This window comes from Flavobacterium sp. B183 (assembly GCF_023539155.1).
In the GTDB taxonomy this organism is placed as follows: Bacteria; Bacteroidota; Bacteroidia; order Flavobacteriales; family Flavobacteriaceae; genus Flavobacterium; species Flavobacterium tructae.
In genome coordinates this window covers 3,126,648-3,145,333 of the sequence record NZ_CP097434.1, presented here as the reverse complement: position 1 = coordinate 3,145,333, position 18,686 = coordinate 3,126,648, and the positions used below count along the sequence as shown (strand labels likewise).

The window sequence follows — 18,686 nt, the reverse complement described above, 5'->3', positions numbered from 1 at the left end:
ATAAGAAATCAAAAAAATAAACTTTTTTAAGATGGCAACTAAACTTTCACCGATCCTAAGCCCTAAAGAATTAGTACAACGCTCTAATTCACCTGAAATTATTCTCATTGACGCCAGAGCCGGAGTAAACGCAGAAGAAAATTATCGCAGTGAACATCTTAAAGGAGCACGTTATATCGATTTGAACAAGGACCTGGCAACCGTAGCGACCGATCCTTCAAACGGCGGAAGACATCCCTTACCTTCCATAAAGAAATTTTCTGAGGTACTTTCTAAAGCAGGAATTTCACCTGAAAGTCATGTCGTAATTTATGATGATAAAAACGGATCAAACGCAGCAGCTCGCTTTTGGTGGATGCTTCGGGCGATAGGACATGAAAAAGTTCAGGTTTTAAATGGCGGTTTACAGGAAGCGGCAAAAGCAGGTTTTCCAGTAAATGCTGAAATCGAAACTTTTAAAACGACTGAAAGATATCCTATTTCAAAATGGACTTTAAAAACTGCTGACATTGAAGAAGTCGAAAAAGCCCGAAATAACAACGAAAACATTGTAATTGATGTAAGAGACAAAAATCGATTTGACGGTCTGACAGAGCCTCTGGATTTGATTGCAGGACATATTCCGGGTGCGATTAATGTTCCGTTTAGTGAAAATTTAGACGCAAACGGTTCTTTTCAATCTCCTCCATTTTTACAAGAGAAATATTCCCGAATTATTGGCGATAAAAAGCCGGAAAATATAATTGTACATTGTGGCTCAGGAGTTACTGCCTGTCATACTTTACTGGCTATGGATTATGCCGGAATACCCATCCCTAAACTATATGTAGGTTCCTGGAGCGAATGGTCGCGTAACAATCGTGAAATGGCTACTAAACCAATTGAATAATTACTTTAAGATACAGAAATGCAGCATTGGGACATACTTTTATCAAATCAGGTCAATAAAAAAGCTTTTATAGACACTTTACTTTTAGGGGAAGCCAAAGGAGAATTAGCCCTTTTTAACACTCAAAAAGGTATTTTGTTCTCAGACATCGCTATCGAGAAATTCATCGAAAAAGAATACCAATACGATACTGTTGAAGCAGCTCCTGAATCACACAGACAGCTAAGAACTTTTTCTTCGGGCGAACGTAAGAAAGAGTTTCTCAAATATTGCATCAATCAAAATCCTGATTTTATCATTTTTGATAATCCCTTTGATCATTTAGATCTGGCCTCACGTGCTGCTTTAGCAAAATCTCTGGAAAGATTAACCGATGACATTGCAATCATTCAATTGGTCAATCGCGTAGTAGATGTACTTGATTTCGTTCCGAATAAAGCATCGATTAAAGACAATTCCTTTGAACTGCATCCTATTTCAAAAAACGAAAAACATTTTAAAACTTTAAACACAGCAGCAATTCCCAAAGCGATTGAACCGCACTCTTTTCACGAAAGTGTTTTAATCAAAATGGATAAAGTCTCCGTAAGTTACGAGGAAAGAAAAATTGTCGATAACATCTCATGGACGATTAAACAAGGTGAATTCTGGCAACTGGTTGGTCCCAATGGTTCCGGAAAAAGCACCCTCTTGTCTCTAATCACGGGCGATAATCCAAAGGGATTCGGTCAGGATTTGTATTTATTTGGAAGAAAAAAAGGAAGCGGCGAAAGTGTTTGGGACATTAAAAAGCAAATTGGAATTTTCGCAACTTCTATGACTGACCTGTTTCAAAAGGGACACACTCTGGAAGAAATGATTCTTTCCGGTTTTTTCGATTCCATCGGATTGTATATTGAACCCACTACTTTACAAAAACAAACAGTAGCACAATGGCTCGAAGTAATTGAAATGAGCCACTTACGAAAAAAACGCTTCATTGACCTTTCTATAGGACAGCAAAGAGTAGCTTTAATTGTCAGAGCCGTTCTAAAACATCCTCCATTATTGATTCTCGATGAACCTGTCGAAGGTCTTGACGACGAAAATGTTGACTTGGTCATTCAATTGATCAACACCATCAAACAAGAAACAAATGTTAGCATACTGTACGTTTCACATCGTATAGAAAATGGCCTCGCTCCTACCTCAGTATTTGAACTTTTGCCAACTCCAACCGGATCTATCGGTAAAATCAAATACCATTCAGAGCTAAATTAAAAACAAAAATGAAAATTAAATATCTTTCTTTTCTAGCATCTACAATGCTACTGATTTCCTGTTCAGGTACTATTTCGACTGCGAAAAAAGAATATCAAATCACAAAAACTGCTGCGTTAAAATCCGATTGGAATTTTAATCCCAATGAGTGGAGACTCCAAAACGATACTTTAACCGGAAACGGAGGACCAATGCATTGGGGCGTGATCGAATCCAAAAAGAAACTTCCAAAAAACTACGAAATCGACTTTAAAGTAAACATCGTCAAAGAATCTTTGTTTGAAGTCATGCTTCATCTTGATCAGGAAAATTACATTCGGGCTTATCTGTACACAATTGATAAAAATATCATTATCGGAAGAGGTGTTTATCATAAAAACAATGATGAATATGGCAAACGTGGCGGTCCATCCCTATTTAAGAAACCAATACAATTGGAAAACAACAAATGGTATACGGTGAAAATCAGAGTTTCAAACAATCAGTTGTACTTTGCTGTCAACAATCAAACGTTCTTAGAGTGTTCCGTCGAAAAAAGCAATCTAAATCAGCAAGGCCAACTAGGTTTCATAACCAACGGACAAGCCCAAATAACCGATTTAACAATTAAAACAATTCCATAAAAAAAGCTCCATCAGGAGCTTTCTTTTTATAATAAATTATCTAATTTTCTAATTGACAAATTATCCAATTAATTTTCTTCATCATCTACATTGTGCGATTTCACATAATTACGCCATTTCTCGATACAATCCTGAAAATCCTGAGGCAGTTCCGTATCAAAACGCATCATCTCACCTGTATTTGGATGTACAAAACCAAGTGTTTTAGCATGCAGCGCCTGACGTGGTAATGCTTTAAAACAGTTTTCGATAAACTGTTTGTATTTGGTAAATGTAGTTCCCTTTAAAATCAAATGACCTCCGTAACGTTCATCATTAAACAACGGATGCCCGATATGCTTCATGTGAGCACGAATCTGGTGTGTTCTTCCGGTTTCCAGTTTACAGGAAATCAAAGTCACATAACCAAAACGTTCCAGTACTTTATAATGCGTAATGGCAGGCTTTCCTATTTCAGGATCTGCAAAAACAGCCATTTGCATGCGGTCTTTTAAATGTCTGGCAAGGTTTCCTTCTATCGTTCCGAATTCTTCCGCTACATTCCCCCAAACAAGAGCAATATACTCGCGTTCTGAGGTTTTGGCTTCAAATTGTTTGGCCAAATGTGTCATTGCTGCTTCGGTTTTTGCCACTACCAAAAGTCCGGACGTATCCTTATCAATTCGGTGTACCAAGCCCGGGCGTTCACTACTGTTCATTGGCAAATTATCAAAATGATGTGCCAGCGCATTCACTAGTGTTCCGGTATAATTCCCGTGCCCCGGATGCACCACCATTCCCGGCTCTTTGTTGATTAACAGCAAAGCATCGTCTTCATATACAATGTTCAATGGAATATCTTCCGGCAAAACATGGTTTTCAAAAGGAGGATGCGACAACATCACCTTCACCACATCAAACGGTTTTACTTTATAATTTGATTTAACCGGAATATCATTCACAAAAATGTTTCCTTCAGTAGCGGCGTTCTGAATTTTATTTCGTGTCGCATTCTGAATCAAATTCATTAAATATTTGTCAATACGCAAAAGCGCCTGACCTTTAGGGACTTCAAATCTGAAGTGTTCGAACAATTCGTCTTCCAGATCTAAATTTTCAGTATTATTGCTCATCATTAGTTTTTTCAGTAGTTGGTGCAGCTACACTGTCTACAGCCTGCCCTTCATCTTCATAAGTTGCTTTTCCGTCTCCTAAAACCAAGTCAATTTTAGAAGCTTTCAACACGCGATCTCCTACTTTTAAGTTTCTTCCTTTATAACGCATCTCCAAAACCATATCTTTTCCTAAGTTTGGAATATAAGTAATAGTTCCAGCTTCAAGCCCTAAAGCTTTTAGCGTTGGAACCGCCTCACGATAAGTTTTCTCAATTAAATCAGGTATTTTAACCGATGAGAATCCTGATGCATTAATTTTAATATATATTTTTCTTCCCACTTTTACTTTTGTTCCTGGCAGAGGATCCTGCTCAACAACACTGTATTTTGGGAATTCACTTCGATAATCAACGCTGTCCAAAAGTACATAATCCAAGTCCAGTTCATCCAGTTTTGACTCTACTTGCTCCTCAGTCAGTTTAGCTAAATTCGGAACAGTAACCTCATTACCATGATCAGTTGTAAAAGTCAACCAATGCATAAACAAATAGCCTAAAACGGCAATTATAGCAGCCGCACTTAATACTTGCACAAAAAATACCCGGCTCGTTAAATACTTACGTAAACTCATAAATTTATTTTTATTAGTCGCAAAGATAAAGCTATTTCGTTTCAAAAAAAATGATAATTTTGTTTTAGACAAGAAAGTCGTTTGATTGCTATCCTTATGGAAAATAAAGCGCTTTGCAATTTTAATTTTTAGAAGCTCTTTCCTGCTGTCCGCTGTATCTTTTGCGTCCGCTATCGCGTACACAAAAGGATGCCGCTCCCATCAGGGCTAGGGATTTAGGTTCTGCCACTGGTGTCAAACTAAGTAGAGTCGAAGTTCAACAAACGGGGCTTCGACTCCGCTCAGCCCGACAAACAAACGAACAAACAAACGAACAAACAAACAAACAAATAAAACAAACTGTCAGACTGAGCGAAGTCGAAGTTCAGCCCGACAAAAACAACGATTAAACAAATACACAAATAAACGGTTAAACACATAAACATCACAAAATGAAAAACATAGCCATTATCATGGGCGGGTATTCAAGCGAATATAAAATTTCGTTAATCAGCGGAAACGTGGTACATCAATATCTTGACAAAACAAAATACAACGGATTCCGCATCCATATTTTCAAAGAAAAATGGGTTTATGTAGACGAAAACAACGCCGAATTTACCATTGATAAAAACGATTTTTCAGTAACTGTAAACGATCAAAAAATTACTTTCGACTGTGTTTTCAATGCCATTCACGGAACTCCGGGCGAAGACGGTTTAATGCAGGCTTATTTTGAGCTATTAGGGATTCCACAATCTTCCTGCGACTACTATCAGGCAGCATTAACCTTCAATAAACGTGATTTATTATCGGTTTTAAAACCATACGGAATCAAAACGGCGATTTCGTATTACCTAAATAAAGGCGATGTAATCCATACTGCCGAAATCGTTAAAAAAGTAGGTTTACCATGTTTTGTTAAACCAAACAAAGCAGGTTCTAGCTTCGGAATCTCAAAAGTAAAAACAGAAGCCGAACTTCCAATTGCAATCGAAGTAGCATACAAAGAAGACAACGAAATCATTATCGAAAGTTTCCTTGACGGAACCGAAGTTTCAGTAGGAGTAATCAATTATCAGGGAGAAATTAAAGTTTTACCTATTACCGAAATTGTATCTGATAATGACTTCTTCGATTACGAAGCCAAATACGAAGGAAAATCACAGGAGATTACTCCTGCCCGAATTTCTGACGAATTAACTCAAAAAGTAAGCGAAACAGCAAAACGTGCTTACGAAGTCTTAAAAATGAAAGGTTTCTCCAGAAGCGAATTCATTATTGTTGACAACGAACCTTATATGCTCGAAATGAATACCATTCCGGGTTTAACCACCGAAAGTTTGATTCCACAGCAAGCCCACGCAGCAGGAATTTCACTGGAAGATTTATTTACCAATGCGATTGAGTTAGCTTTAAAATAGTCACAAAGAGGCAAAGTTCCAAAGGTACAAAGGTTTACTTGCTACTTCAATTAATGAAGTTTCTTTAATCAAAAGACAAAACCTCTGATCCTTTGAACCTTTGCACCTATGCCCCTCAAAAACAAAAAAAATGCGAAAAGCCCTATTCCCCGGATCATTTGACCCCATTACACTGGGACACGAAGACATCATCAAAAGAGGAATTCCTTTATTTGATGAAATCGTTATTGCCATTGGTGTCAACGCCGAAAAAAAATACATGTTTTCACTCGAAGAGAGAAAACGTTTTATAGAAGAAACTTTTAAAGATGAACCAAAAGTTTCAGTGATCACTTATGAAGGATTAACCATTGATCTGGCCAAAAAACTTAAAGCTAATTTCATCCTGAGAGGCTTACGCAATCCTGCCGATTTTGAATTCGAAAAAGCGATTGCACACACCAACAGGAAATTGTCTAAAATAGAAACCGTATTTCTACTAACAGCTGCAAGTACATCATTTATTAGTTCAAGCATTGTTCGTGATGTATTGCGTCATGGCGGAGAATATGAAATGCTGGTTCCGGATGCGGTTAGGGTGAAGAAATAAAACAACAATGTATTCAGTCTAAAACATTTCAAATGATCGGTGAAAATATTCGTGGAAACTCAAAAATATATGCGGTAACAAAAAGGTTATTAGAAAACCAGGGGGACAGACCAAATGCCAATATTTATATTTGTGAAGATGAAAAAAATGTCAAATACATTTTAAAACACTTTTACAGCAAAACACCCGTATCATTTATAGGATATAGCAAACACAACCATTATGGACGCAGAAGAGATGGAAGTCACAGAGTTTTTAATGAAATTCAGAAAAAAAACAGCCAATATCCATTTTTACTAAAACATATTGAGCGAATAAAACATAAAAATAAATGGCTAATAATTTTAGAATACATTGAAGGAAGTACTTTATCTGAATTTGTTAAAATAAATCATTCCAAAGATTTTAATAAAGTAAACAATGCCATTGAACAATTCGGTCTGGAACTAAAAAATTGGCATTCATCAGAATTTGCGCATGGTGATCCACACTTAGATAATGTAATGATATCTAATAAAAATGACGACAATTATATCATTAAATTAATCGATTATGGGCAGTTACATCATCCAGATTTTCACTACTGCAAAAAAGTAAACTGCTACAAAGACAAGAATAAAAGAATAAATGAAGATCTCAAAAACACAAACAATAAGTTAGGAAATGGTTTTTTAAAAGGATTGATAGATTTGGAAAACGCCCTTAATATTCCAAATCAATTATCATCGATTTTTAAAAAAGCATATTACTGACCTTTTCATTTGAATCAACTTTTATCGTACAAAACACAAACTTGTTACTTATCTTAATTATAAGTAATTTCGCCTTTTTAAAACAAACAATAAATAATGAGCATCGAAAGAGAATTAAACAAACGCAGCGGATCTAAATGCGAGCTTTGCGGAGCGGAGGAAAACCTAAAAGTATACCACGTACTGCCAACTCAAAAAGGCGGAATTGATGAAGCTATATTTGCCTGCAATACCTGTATAGACCAAATTGAAAATCCGGATAATGTTGATTTAAACCACTGGAGATGTCTTAATGACAGTATGTGGAATGAAAACGTTGCCGTACAGGTTGTAGCCTGGAGAATGTTAAGCCGTATGCGTGCTGCAGGTTGGCCACAGGAATTACTGGATATGATGTATTTAGACGAAGATACGCTGGCATGGGCCAGCGCCACTGGCGAAGGTGAAGACGACGAAAATAAAATCGTTCATCGTGACAGTAACGGTGTAATTTTAGAACACGGAGATTCGGTAGTTTTAATTAAAGATCTTAAGGTAAAGGGATCGAGCATGGTGGCCAAACAAGGAACTGCTGTACGTAACATCCGTTTAGACCATGAAAACGCCGAATACATAGAAGGAAAAGTTGACGGTCAGCAAATCGTGATTATTACCCAATACGTGAAGAAAATATAGTTTTTTTGAGGTTCTAAGCTGCTGAGTCGCTAAGGTACTAAGTTTTTTACTTTTACTCTCAAAGCCACAACTGAAACTTGAAACCTTAAACAAATATAATTTTAGGAACAGAGGTTCAGAGTTACAAAGGGACAAAGCTCTTTTGAGGTACTAAGGTTCTAAGATGCTGAGTTGCTAAGTTTTTTTAGCTTTTACTCTCAAAGCCATAACCTGAAACTTGAAACTTGAAACAAAAATAACCTGAAACCTGAAACAACAAAAAAGGCTATTCAAAATCTGAATAGCCTTTTTTTTAGTGATTTACAATTAAACCTATTTTTGGAATAATTTATTGATCTGATCCTTTACAAATGGCTCAGAAACACTGCTTGTTGCAGAAGCAGCCTCTTTTGAAGAAACCATGAACTGAACCGTAGCTTTTTCCGGAACAACACTTCCTGTGTAGTGCAACCAGATATAGTTATTCGGTAATTCTAATTTAATATCATACAAAGGGCTTGCCGTGAAACCATTCATGATAATGTTGTAAAGACTCGCGTAATCATTGTTAACATTCTTAAATGTAAATTTTCTTAGACTTGATGATTCATCATCGTTTTGTATACTGGTATAATACACCGTATACTCATCTCCAATTTTCTGAATGTAATTGTTATTTACTTTTCCTAATTTTTCAACCGGTACAGTTTCAATAACTTTAATTTGTGCAAAAGACACAACACTAAACAACAAAATAGCAATCGTAATAATTCTTTTCATAATTAATTTGGGGTTTATTATTTACGGGCACAAGAAACGCAGAAAATATGATAAATTAAAGCCTTCCTCCTTATTTTTTATTCCCCTGTAATCTCCCTTAACAAGACATCTTTAAAGAATAATAAAACCACAAATCAAACCACTGAAAAACAACTAATTAAAAACAAAAACACCTCAAAAAACAGGATTAAAAACATGTAAAACCCCTATTGATTTACGGTAATTTCAGACTCAAAACTTCATTTAAATTCTGAACTCTTACAAAGATTGCCATAAAAAACATCTGCCAAAAAAGATAGAGCCGGAAAGATTACCTCTCCTCCTCTTTCTTGACCACTTTGCGGGCAACTTCAATTTTGAATTTCTTGCCCTTCATTTTTTCGTCTTTAATATTTTTAAGCAGATCTTTTACCTTATTGTATTTAACAGCAGCAAACGATACAAAATCCTTTACTTCAATAAGACCTAAATCTCCTTTTTCAAGTTTCCCTTTTTGAGAGAAGAAACCAACAATATCTATTTTATTCAATTTGGTTTTCTTTCCGCCACTAATATAAATGGTTTGAAATTGAGGTGGTTTTGGCAAAACTGTAGTGCTGGCAACCTCTAAAACCTCCATTCCGTAATCAATATAATCCAGTTGTTTTTCACTTTCGTGAACAATAATATAGGCTGTTCCTGAAGCCTGCATACGTGCCGTACGACCATTTCGGTGCGTGAATTCATCTTCTTTTAAAGGTAAATGATAATGAATAACGTGTTTCATTTCCGGAATATCCAATCCACGTGCGGCCAAATCGGTAGTAATCAGATAACTCATACTTCCGTTTCTAAACTGAATCAGTGCACGCTCACGCTCCTCCTGATCCATTCCACCATGATAATACGTCGCATAAATCCCTTTTTCGTTTAAAGTATCACTAATGCGTTCTGCTGCATCACGATGATTACAGAAAATAATAGCGGACTGTGATTTCAATGAACAGATCAAATTGAACAAACTGTCCAGTTTATCCTTAGCAGGTGAAACCACCATTTTCATCGAAAGATTTGTCTTTTCTTCTTCTTCCGGAATAAAATCCAAAACAGTTGGATTGACTACTCTGGTATATCTTGGAATCTCAATATCTGAAGTCGCTGAAACCAAAACACGTTTGTTCAATTTCGTTAACTTTCCAATAATATATGACATTTGCTCATGAAAACCAAGCTGCAAAGACTTATCAAACTCGTCCAGAACCAAAGTTTGAATTTTATCGGTGCGGAAAGTATCCCGATCAATATGATCAGCAATTCTACCCGGAGTTCCAATCAAAACCGCCGGAGGATTGCTTAAATTTTTAATCTCAGTATCAATAGAGTGACCTCCGTAGCAAATATTTACTTTATAAGGAGTTCCCATTTTCTTCCAAACCTGCTCAATCTGCAAACCTAATTCACGGGAAGGCACTAAAATTAAACATTGAACCGAAAGAATTTCAGGCTGTAACAACTCTAAAATAGGCAGTAAAAAAGCTAGTGTTTTTCCTGATCCTGTTGGAGAAAGCAGTAAAACATTATTATCGTTCAAAATAGCATCCTGCGCTACCTCTTGCATTTCATTTAGACTCTCAATTCCTAAATTCGAAAGTATATTGTTGGAATGGTGTTTTTTATTCATTTTGCAAAAGTAGTCAAAATACTTTTTTGTTTCAGGTTTTGTTTGTTTCGGGTTTCAGATCTCAACTATTTGACAATTTAACCGCAAAGTACGCTAAGATTTTTTTAATTTAGAAAGCGTTGACAAGGGCAATGAACGCAAAGCTTTGCGTTCATTGCCCTTGTATAAAACCATGCTTTACAAAACTTAGCGTACTTTGCGGTTAAAAAAATCAATACATTACTGTTCTATTTCCTTTAAGATCAACTTAAAATCTTCAATTTCAGTTGCGGTTAATGGTTTTAGCGGGCTTCTTAAAAAACCGCCCTCTATTCCCTGAATTTCCAAACCTGCCTTGATTGCTCGTGGCAAACCTTTGTTAACGATAAACTTCAAAAGATTCAATTGTTTGTAAAATACTTTTTGCGCGGCCTCTAAATCATTGTTCTCAATCGCATGATACAAATCCAGATTCAATTTCGGAATTAAATTGGGCGCAGCCGTACACCAGCCAGTAGCTCCTGCAGAAAATGCAGCCAGTGCCAACGGATTTGAACCATTAAAAAAAGCAACATCATCGCCCAATTCTCGCTTTAAATAATGCATTCTCTGAACATCTCCGGTACTTTCTTTTATCATCGTGACATTAGCAATCTCAAGAAGTCTTTTTAATAAAGCCGGCGACATATCTACTCCCCCCGTTGCAGGATTATTGTAAGCCATTATCGGAATCGAAATTTGCTTCGCTACTGCATCAAAATGCTGAACAATTTCATCATCTGTAAGCTTCCAGTAACTCATCGGGATAATCATTACGGCAGCGGCACCTGCTTTTTCGGCAAATTTAGCATGATAAATGGTTTTCTCTGTCGTCAGGTTTGATACGCCAACCAAAACCGGAACTCTGCCACTAACCTGTTCGATTGTTGCCACAGTAATAGCTTCTTTTTCCTCATCTGACAAATAAGGCATAACTCCGGTACTTCCAAGCGGGGCGACAGCGTGACAACCGGAAACAATTAAACGTTCCAGTAATTTTTTATATAAAGCGATATCTACTTTTTCATTCTGATCAAATGGAGTAATCGGATAAGCAATAATGCCCTTGAATAGATTGTTTTTCATGTTTTTCAACTGTTTTAAATTAAAGATCCCTGCCTTCTTCTTCTCTTAATGCCACACCTAAATTCTGAAGCTGCGGTGCATTCTCGCAAGCAATATATTTCGCCGATGCTTCACTGCTTAAATTTTGATGCCTGTGCCAAGCCCAACTCGGAATGTAAACAGCATCGCCTGCTTTCCACTCTACTTTTATATCCTCAATCTCGGTATACCCATGCCCTTCAATTACATAAATAACGGTTTCATACGTATGACGATGTCTGTTTGTCAATTGATCCGGTAATAAACCGCCAATGGTCATACTCACGTTTTTACTTGGAAGATCTACAAAGAAAACCGGATGTTTTCGCTCGGTAGAAAATTGATTGTGAACTCCGGCTTGCTCTACATTTTTGTGAATTAATTTTTCAGGCATCACAAAAGTGGGTCTGGCAAAAGTTTCGTGAAAATCTTTTGAAGAAAATTGTTTTTTAGTTTCCATAACTTTAATAATTATTGTGTTTTGCATTATTGCTCCACAAAATTATCTTAACTTTGGACTACTCAACTGATACAGTTTTAACATAAACAAATAGTCCAGATGTTACGACCTTGGCAATTAGAAATTCAACTCAACGCAAATGATGCAAAAGCCATTTATCTGCAAATCGCTGATGCAATCATCGAAGCCATTCAAACCGGAATGCTCAACAGCGGTAATGCACTGCCCGGCAGCCGGCAGCTAGCAGGCTTGCTAAAAGTGAACCGAAATACTGTTATTGAAGCTTTAGACGTCTTAATTGCCGAAGGCTGGCTCATTACATTGGAAAGGAAAGGAACTTTCGTAGCCGATATTCTGCCATTGGCTTCCAAAAACATCGATCAAAAGCAAAAACCAAACTATACCGAGGAAGAAAAACAGCCTCTTATCGTTTTTGATGATGGAATCCCCGATAGTCGGATTGCACCAATGAACGAACTCGCCAGAGCTTACCGACAGATTTTTAACCGAAAATCGCGTTGGCAGATCATGGGATACAGTACCGAGTACGGAAATCTGGAATTTCGAAAAGCCATTGTGCAGATGCTTAATTTTAAAAGAGGAATGAATGTCACTCCGGATCAAATTTGCATCACACGTGGAAGTCAGATGGCAATGTACCTAACCTCCAACTGTTTATTATCAAAAGACGATTACGTAATGGTTGAAAACCCAGGGTATCAGGCCGCTTGGGAAACATTTCAAAGCAGTGGAGCTAAATTACTGCCAATAAATGTCGACAAAGACGGCTTGCTGATTGATGAGGTCGAAGCTTATCTGACAAAATTCAGCACCATAAAAGCCATATACGTAACACCGCATCATCAATTTCCAACTACGGTTACCCTGAGTCTCAAACGAAGATTAAAACTCATCGAATTGTCCAATCAATACGGCTTTACTATTATCGAAGACGATTACGATCATGAATTTCATTTCGGACAAAGACCTATTCTTCCTATTTCAAGTTACAGCAATGCCAAAAACACGGTTTACATTGGAACACTGAGCAAAATTGTTGCACCAGCCTTACGAATCGGATATCTGGTAAGTGATCATGAAACCATTTTAAAAGTAGGCAAACACCGAAAAATAATTGATGTACAAGGTGATAACATTATGGAAGAAGCCGTTTTACAGCTCATAAACGAAGGCGAGATTAAAAGGCACCTTAAACGAACAACCCTTATTTACAAAGCAAAACGCGACTATTTTGAAACGATTTGCAACAAATACCTCAAAGACAAAACCACTTTTACCAAACCCGAAGGAGGCCTGGCATTTTGGATAATTCCCAACTCGCCAGTTAATATTTCTGAAATTGCGGACAAACTGCTGTTAAAAGGCATCAAAATAATAACTCCTGAGAAATTCAGTTTTAACCAACCTGTGCAAGGATTTAGACTTGGTTATGCTTCCTTAACCGAAAAACAAATTGAAGACGGAATCGTTGAGCTTTCTAAGCTGTTGTGAGTTTTGTTTGTTTCAAGTTTCAAGTTTCAGGTAGAAATGCGATTAAACTTTGCGCAGACTTTACCGCAAAGATGCAAAGGTTTACGCAAAGTTCGCTAAGTCTGTTACAAAGCTTTGCGAACTTAGCGTTTTCATAAAACCCAGGATAGTAAAAAACTTAGCGTGCCTTGCGGTTAATCTTTTTACCCTCATTCAAAACCTGAAACCTGAAACAAAAAACCTATATTTGATTCTTGCTAACAAAACCAAAACCATGAAACTTTTTACATTTCTCTTTTCACTTTTCACCCTAACTCTTTTCGCTCAAAACAATAAAAAATACGAAACTTTCTTTGAAAAAGGAAATGGAAATCAGTCCGCTTCGTATGAAGAAACGATTCAGTATTATAAACTTTTAGCACGTGATTTTGCGACGATTCAAATTAAAGAAATGGGGCTAACCGATTCCGGTGAGCCATTACACATGATCACTTACAATCCTGAAAAAGAATTTGACTTCGATAAAATTCAAAAGAACAAAGCAGTGCTTTTCATCAATAATGGCATTCATGCCGGAGAACCTGACGGAATCGATGCCACCATGCAATTCTACAGAGATCTGGCAACAGGAAAGATAAAAGCCCCAAAAAATACCGTTTTGGTTACGATTCCGGTTTACAATATTGGCGGCGCTTTGAACCGAAATTCGACCACAAGAGCCAATCAGGATGGCCCTGAAATTTATGGTTTCAGAGGAAATGCCCGCAACTACGACCTCAATCGTGATTTAATGAAATCAGATACGCGAAACACCAAAAGCTTTGTAGAAATTTTTCAAAAAATAAATCCCGACGTTTTTATTGACAATCACGTGAGTAACGGTTCTGATTATCAATACAAATTAACCTATATCATGACACAGCACAACAAACTGGGAACCGTGTTGGGTGATTTTATGAATAGCGAAATGATGCCGGCTCTGGCCAAAGATCTACAACAAAAGAAAATTGAAACAACACCTTACGTAGATTCATTTAAAGATACTCCCGACAAAGGTTTTGGTCAGTTTGTAGATAGTCCACGATATACAACGGGCTATACTTCACTATTCAACACCATTGGTTTTGTGGTTGAAACGCACATGCTGAAAAAATATGCCGAACGCGTAAAAATGACTTACGAATACACCAAATCTACTTTAGACTACACCGACGCCAATTACCAAAAAATCAAGGAACTCCGAGTAAAAAACCTGCAACAATATCAAGCTAAGAAAAACTATACTCTAAAATGGGAGCTGGACAGTACAAAAGCCACCACCTTTTCGTTCTTGGGTTATGAAGCAGCTTACAAAAAAAGCGAGGCTACAACCGGAGATCGCTTGTACTACGATCGAAGCAAACCATATAAAAAAGAGGTTCCTTATATCAAAGAATTCAAATCAGTAAAAGAGGTTGTTATACCTTCTGCTTATATCATTCCGCGTGGTTACTGGAACATTATTGACCTTTTAAAGAACAATAATATTTCGTTTACCCAACTCAAAAACGACACCATCATTAATGTGGAAAGCTACAAAATTGCCGATTTTAAAACCGTTCCGTCTGCATACGAAGGGCACTATTTACACCGAAATACAACGGTAACTTCTAAAATTGTTAAAATGGCTTTCGCCAAAGGAGACTACATCATTCCAACCAATCAAAAAGGTGTAAAATATATCCTGGAAGCCTTTGAACCCGAAGGAGTTGATTCGTTTTTTAATTGGAATTTCTTTGATACTATTTTACAACAAAAAGAACACTATTCCAGTTATATTTTTGAAGATACCGCTGCTAAACTCCTAAAAGAAAACACAACTTTAAAAGCCGAACTGGAAAATAAAAAACAAACTGATCCGGAATTTGCTAAAAATCCGGAGGCACAGTTAGACTGGATTTATAAACATTCTGCCTATTATGAAAAGGCGCATTTGCAGTATCCTGTTTATCGAATACTGTGATATTTAACCGCAAAGAACCCTAAGTTTTTTCTATAAGTTGAGAAAACGTTAAGATCGCAAAGCTTTGAGTTCACGCTAACAAAAACATAAAATCAAAAGCACTAAAAAAGCCTAATAAACATACATTTATTAGGCTTTTTAAAATTATGGAAGGGTAAAACTTATTTATCCTTCAATATCTTTTCTAAAAACTCAACTTTGTCTTTTTCAGCCTGAAGCAAACGTTCGTAAAGTTTTTTTATATTCTTCATAAGCCTAAATCAACTTGTCTAATGGATTAAATCCAAAATCTAAATACCAGCGGCAAAAAAAGGAGATGCTCAAAATATTTATATTTCGCTCCGCTAGAGCTTTTGATACCTGGAAACTACATTAGCTAAAAACATTTTTCTCCTCTGGTGCAATTCCTCAAAAAAATGGGCTGAAAGCCCATAAAACAACAGCGCAGTGCAATGCACTGCAAATTAAATAAAAAGTAAATCCCGCCCTGAAAGGGCAAAAGCAAACAAACACAAAGTATATCCTTAGAGAGAATAACTCGCCTTATACGAAAACACTACACAAAACTTCGGAAATATTTTCTCGTTGAGACGAGACTTTCGCTACTGTAGAACTTAATACTGTTTACACTTCATTTATCCCCTTTTACACCACATTATTGCTAAGATTCTCCTAAAAAAAGAGGTTTTAAACATCGATGATTGGTCCTGATTAATCAAAAAACATTCAGATTATCAAACTGTTCATTTATATTTGTTAAAACTATAACCATACCATTAAACCAATTTAAACCAAAAACCATAATGAATACCTCTTTTTATCTCGAGGGCTTTCAAAAAGCCGCCGACCGTCTCGATCAAAAAACATTAGACGAAAAATCAATCGAAGTTGCAGTTGGTCTATACTTAGACTCCGTATTCCTAAAACTGTACAAAAGATCGTGGTCAACCAATCCGCAGGAAGCACTGACAGCCGAATCACGAATTTTCTTTTCAATTTGGGTCAATGACTCTGGTATCGAAAAACAAAAAATGATGTATAACATCCACGCTTTAAAGCTTAGAAAATTTAAAGTTTATACTATCGAGAGTCGAAAATTTGCCGAAGTCTTCAGAAAATCGTTTAAAAAGTACGAAGAAATCTGGCCAAATGTAACTACAAATCATGGCCCATTAACCCTAATGGAAGGCTGGGTAACATTAAATTCCGAGAACTTTCAGGAAGAGATTACAGAACTCACTCACAAATTCTTAAAAATTGAGTACCTAATCGACGACGCTTTCTATCAGTTTGAATAATCGATAATTATCAAAATTCTGCTCGTGAACGCATTTATTTCAAAGTTTAAAACCCTAAAAAAACGCTTCACGAGCAAAAATTCAAATTTCAACTTTTACTTTTGTAACAGCTAAACCTCTTACTGACTATTTTCGTCTTTAATACCTTTTAGTAAAGCATAAATTGCCATTGCATGTCCCTGCCCTAATTCAAAATCTGCTTTAAGCCAGTTTACAATATCTCCGGCTTTCACTTCAGGTTTGAGTTTTCCTTCGTGAGTAAATGCTTTTTGTTCTGCCAAAGCTCTAAATTCGGCCGGACCATTGCCCGTTTTTTCTTTGATTGTTTTTAAATACGCTTGAAATGACATAAAAGTTCGTTTAATTGATTCATCGACAAACGAAAATACAATTAAAATCAAAACATTACCAAGATTATTCTTAGCTTTTACTGTAAAAACAACTATAAGTAGCGAATAGAACTCTACTAGTGAAGTGGCTCGCATAATCCTACAGCATCTCAATAAGAGAACGTATAGGCGTGTAGTACCACCCTCCCCTCTTATCAGAAAGGTGGCACGCCTAATTAAAAGAGCTAAAAAATTATCAGGAAATGATGAGGTAGTATTTTTTTCCCTTACTCTACTTTAATTTCGCTTTCCTCTTCAAATAACAGCTTAATGTTTTCGTAAGAGTTTTTCAAAGCTTCTTTTATTTGTTCCGGATTTAACCAGGCCACTTTTTCGATACCTTCTTCAGCCTGACCATGAGGAATCCCTTCAAAGTCGGTATGCATTTCAAACCAATGCGTGATTTTGAGTTTGTATTTTCCGTTACGCTTAAAAACATGATACGTTTTTTGAAGTTTATTGGTAATACGAAGCTGGCTCACGCCTGTTTCTTCTTCCACCTCACGAATAGCCGTAGCCTCGATTTCTTCCCCCTTCTCGATTCCGCCCTTAGGCAAATCCCACTTTCCATTTCTGAAGATAAATAAAACCTCGCCTCTTTTATTGTACACAAAACCTCCCCCAGCTTTACTTACAGGAATTTTTGCCTTTAAGGTCTTCATAATCTCCTTTTCGTCAGGATGATACAAATAAGCTTTTTGAATTTTATTTTGAAAGATTTTCACTATAAGCTGCTCGATATCAATACTCTCTAACAAGAATAATTGAAAATTAGTCTCTCTCGAGATTTCATTTGTCAAAAAAAGTGGTTTGTCGTTCACAAAAACTTTATACATTTGTACTATGATTTTTAATAAAGATACTGCCGAAAAAACAGCCGAATTGCTTTTGCAAATAAATGCAATTAAATTGAATCCCGAAAATCCTTTTACATGGGCTTCAGGTTGGAAATCTCCTATTTATTGTGATAATAGGTTAATTCTTTCATTTCCAAGCATCCGAAACTACGTTCGTGATGAATTTGCGAAAAATATAGAAAAACAATTTGGAAAACCGGATGTCATTGCCGGAGTTGCTACCGGAGCAATTGGAGTTGGAATTCTTGTGGCCGAAAGCCTTGGATTACCTTTTGTATATGTGCGTCCTGAAGCTAAAAAACACGGAAGACAAAATCAGGTAGAAGGTTTTTTACAAAAAGGTCAAAATGTTGTTGTAGTAGAAGATTTAATCAGTACCGGTAACAGTAGTTTGATGGCTGTGGAAGCTTTACGCAACGAAGGAGCTAATATTAAAGGAATGGCCGCCATTTTTACCTATGGTTTTAATGTAGCTGAAGAAAACTTTAAAAATGCCAACATCGATTTGTATACTTTAAGCAATTACGAAAACTTACTGGATTTGGCGGTTCAAAAACAATACATCAGCGAAGAACAACAGTCTACCCTGCAAGAATGGAACGTGAGTCCATCGACTTGGGGACAGGAGGCGGAGTAACTGTAGATTGCAGATTTTAGATTGCAGATTTTTTAAAAAATTGCTTCGCTCTTTTTTGAAATTTGGAATTAAAAAATTGGAACTTATTAAAAAAT

19 protein-coding genes and 1 pseudogene are annotated in these 18,686 nt (G+C 36.5%); 11 read left to right on the top strand and 9 right to left on the bottom strand.

The genetic code is table 11. From position 1 onward, the window contains the following. Nucleotides 1-31 precede the first annotated feature (31 nt). The 3 genes from M4I44_RS13355 to M4I44_RS13345 are packed head-to-tail and all read left to right on the top strand — an operon-like array spanning nt 32 to nt 2,772. Nucleotides 32-889 carry a sulfurtransferase gene (locus tag M4I44_RS13355; protein ID WP_249964987.1) on the top strand — a complete coding sequence of 286 codons (858 nt, stop codon included), beginning with the start codon at nt 32-34 and terminating at the stop codon, nt 887-889. 18 nt (nt 890-907) lie between these two features. Then, on the top strand, nt 908-2,149 hold the full coding sequence (locus M4I44_RS13350) for an ATP-binding cassette domain-containing protein (RefSeq protein WP_249964986.1): 1,242 nt from the start codon (nt 908-910) through the stop codon (nt 2,147-2,149). 8 nt (nt 2,150-2,157) lie between these two features. Further along, a complete protein-coding gene (locus tag M4I44_RS13345; RefSeq protein ID WP_249964985.1) occupies nt 2,158-2,772 on the top strand; it encodes a hypothetical protein in 615 nt (204 codons plus the stop codon). A 68-nt stretch (nt 2,773-2,840) separates the two neighbouring features. On the opposite strand, the gene M4I44_RS13340 is transcribed toward M4I44_RS13345, so the two are convergent. Next, a complete protein-coding gene (locus M4I44_RS13340) occupies nt 2,841-3,884 on the bottom strand; it encodes an RluA family pseudouridine synthase (RefSeq protein ID WP_249964984.1) in 1,044 nt (347 codons plus the stop codon). After that, nucleotides 3,874-4,497 (bottom strand): PASTA domain-containing protein, encoded by a 624-nt coding sequence (locus M4I44_RS13335; protein WP_017496544.1) that lies wholly within the window; start codon nt 4,495-4,497, stop codon nt 3,874-3,876. Before M4I44_RS13335 ends, M4I44_RS13340 begins: the two co-directional genes overlap by 11 nt. 431 nt (nt 4,498-4,928) lie before the next feature. Here M4I44_RS13335 and M4I44_RS13330 point away from each other — a divergent pair, with 431 nt between their 5' ends. From M4I44_RS13330 to M4I44_RS13315, 4 genes are all read left to right on the top strand, one after another. Further along, on the top strand, nt 4,929-5,900 hold the full coding sequence (locus tag M4I44_RS13330) for a D-alanine--D-alanine ligase (RefSeq protein ID WP_249964983.1): 972 nt from the start codon (nt 4,929-4,931) through the stop codon (nt 5,898-5,900). A gap of 130 nt (nt 5,901-6,030) precedes the next feature. Continuing rightward, nucleotides 6,031-6,489, top strand: a complete 459-nt coding sequence (gene coaD, locus M4I44_RS13325) for a pantetheine-phosphate adenylyltransferase (RefSeq protein WP_017496542.1) — start codon at nt 6,031-6,033, stop codon at nt 6,487-6,489. A 32-nt stretch (nt 6,490-6,521) separates the two neighbouring features. After that, nucleotides 6,522-7,241, top strand: a complete 720-nt coding sequence (locus M4I44_RS13320) for a lipopolysaccharide core heptose(II) kinase RfaY (RefSeq protein WP_249964982.1) — start codon at nt 6,522-6,524, stop codon at nt 7,239-7,241. Nucleotides 7,242-7,337: 96 nt separating this feature from the next. Next, a complete protein-coding gene (locus M4I44_RS13315) occupies nt 7,338-7,916 on the top strand; it encodes an alkylphosphonate utilization protein (RefSeq protein WP_249964981.1) in 579 nt (192 codons plus the stop codon). 312 nt (nt 7,917-8,228) lie between these two features. On the opposite strand, the gene M4I44_RS13310 is transcribed toward M4I44_RS13315, so the two are convergent. From M4I44_RS13310 to M4I44_RS13295, 4 genes are all read right to left on the bottom strand, one after another. After that, the gene (locus M4I44_RS13310; protein WP_070906656.1) at nt 8,229-8,675 is read right to left on the bottom strand and encodes a hypothetical protein; all 447 of its coding nucleotides are present in this window, start codon (nt 8,673-8,675) and stop codon (nt 8,229-8,231) included. A 310-nt stretch (nt 8,676-8,985) separates the two neighbouring features. Beyond that, nucleotides 8,986-10,335 (bottom strand): DEAD/DEAH box helicase, encoded by a 1,350-nt coding sequence (locus tag M4I44_RS13305; protein WP_070906657.1) that lies wholly within the window; start codon nt 10,333-10,335, stop codon nt 8,986-8,988. Nucleotides 10,336-10,554: 219 nt separating this feature from the next. Continuing rightward, nucleotides 10,555-11,439, bottom strand: coding sequence for a dihydrodipicolinate synthase family protein (locus M4I44_RS13300; protein WP_249964980.1), 885 nt, complete (start codon nt 11,437-11,439; stop codon nt 10,555-10,557). Between the two features lie 19 nt (nt 11,440-11,458). After that, nucleotides 11,459-11,917, bottom strand: coding sequence for a cupin domain-containing protein (locus M4I44_RS13295; RefSeq protein ID WP_230000545.1), 459 nt, complete (start codon nt 11,915-11,917; stop codon nt 11,459-11,461). Between the two features lie 99 nt (nt 11,918-12,016). Between M4I44_RS13295 and M4I44_RS13290 the strand changes: the two genes are divergently transcribed. Beyond that, entirely contained in the window at nt 12,017-13,429 is a 1,413-nt protein-coding gene (locus M4I44_RS13290) for a PLP-dependent aminotransferase family protein (RefSeq protein WP_249964979.1), read from the top strand. 253 nt (nt 13,430-13,682) lie between these two features. Beyond that, nucleotides 13,683-15,410: a M14 family metallopeptidase gene (locus tag M4I44_RS13285; protein WP_249964978.1), complete on the top strand. Its 1,728-nt coding sequence runs from the start codon at nt 13,683-13,685 to the stop codon at nt 15,408-15,410. A gap of 161 nt (nt 15,411-15,571) precedes the next feature. Here the strand turns inward: M4I44_RS13285 and M4I44_RS13280 are convergent. Further along, nucleotides 15,572-15,692, bottom strand: a pseudogene (locus M4I44_RS13280) (transcriptional regulator); the annotation flags it as partial. Between the two features lie 521 nt (nt 15,693-16,213). Here M4I44_RS13280 and M4I44_RS13275 point away from each other — a divergent pair. Next, nucleotides 16,214-16,708, top strand: a complete 495-nt coding sequence (locus M4I44_RS13275) for a hypothetical protein (protein WP_249964977.1) — start codon at nt 16,214-16,216, stop codon at nt 16,706-16,708. A gap of 119 nt (nt 16,709-16,827) precedes the next feature. Here M4I44_RS13275 and M4I44_RS13270 read toward each other — a convergent pair whose 3' ends face one another. Continuing rightward, entirely contained in the window at nt 16,828-17,058 is a 231-nt protein-coding gene (locus M4I44_RS13270) for a DUF4287 domain-containing protein (protein ID WP_070907128.1), read from the bottom strand. A gap of 266 nt (nt 17,059-17,324) precedes the next feature. Beyond that, entirely contained in the window at nt 17,325-17,933 is a 609-nt protein-coding gene (locus M4I44_RS13265) for an NUDIX hydrolase (RefSeq protein WP_017496531.1), read from the bottom strand. Between the two features lie 7 nt (nt 17,934-17,940). Between M4I44_RS13265 and pyrE the strand changes: the two genes are divergently transcribed. Then, complete coding sequence (pyrE, locus tag M4I44_RS13260) at nt 17,941-18,591, top strand: orotate phosphoribosyltransferase (protein WP_017496530.1); 651 nt, start codon at nt 17,941-17,943, stop codon at nt 18,589-18,591. The last annotated feature ends 95 nt before the right edge of the window (nt 18,592-18,686 follow it).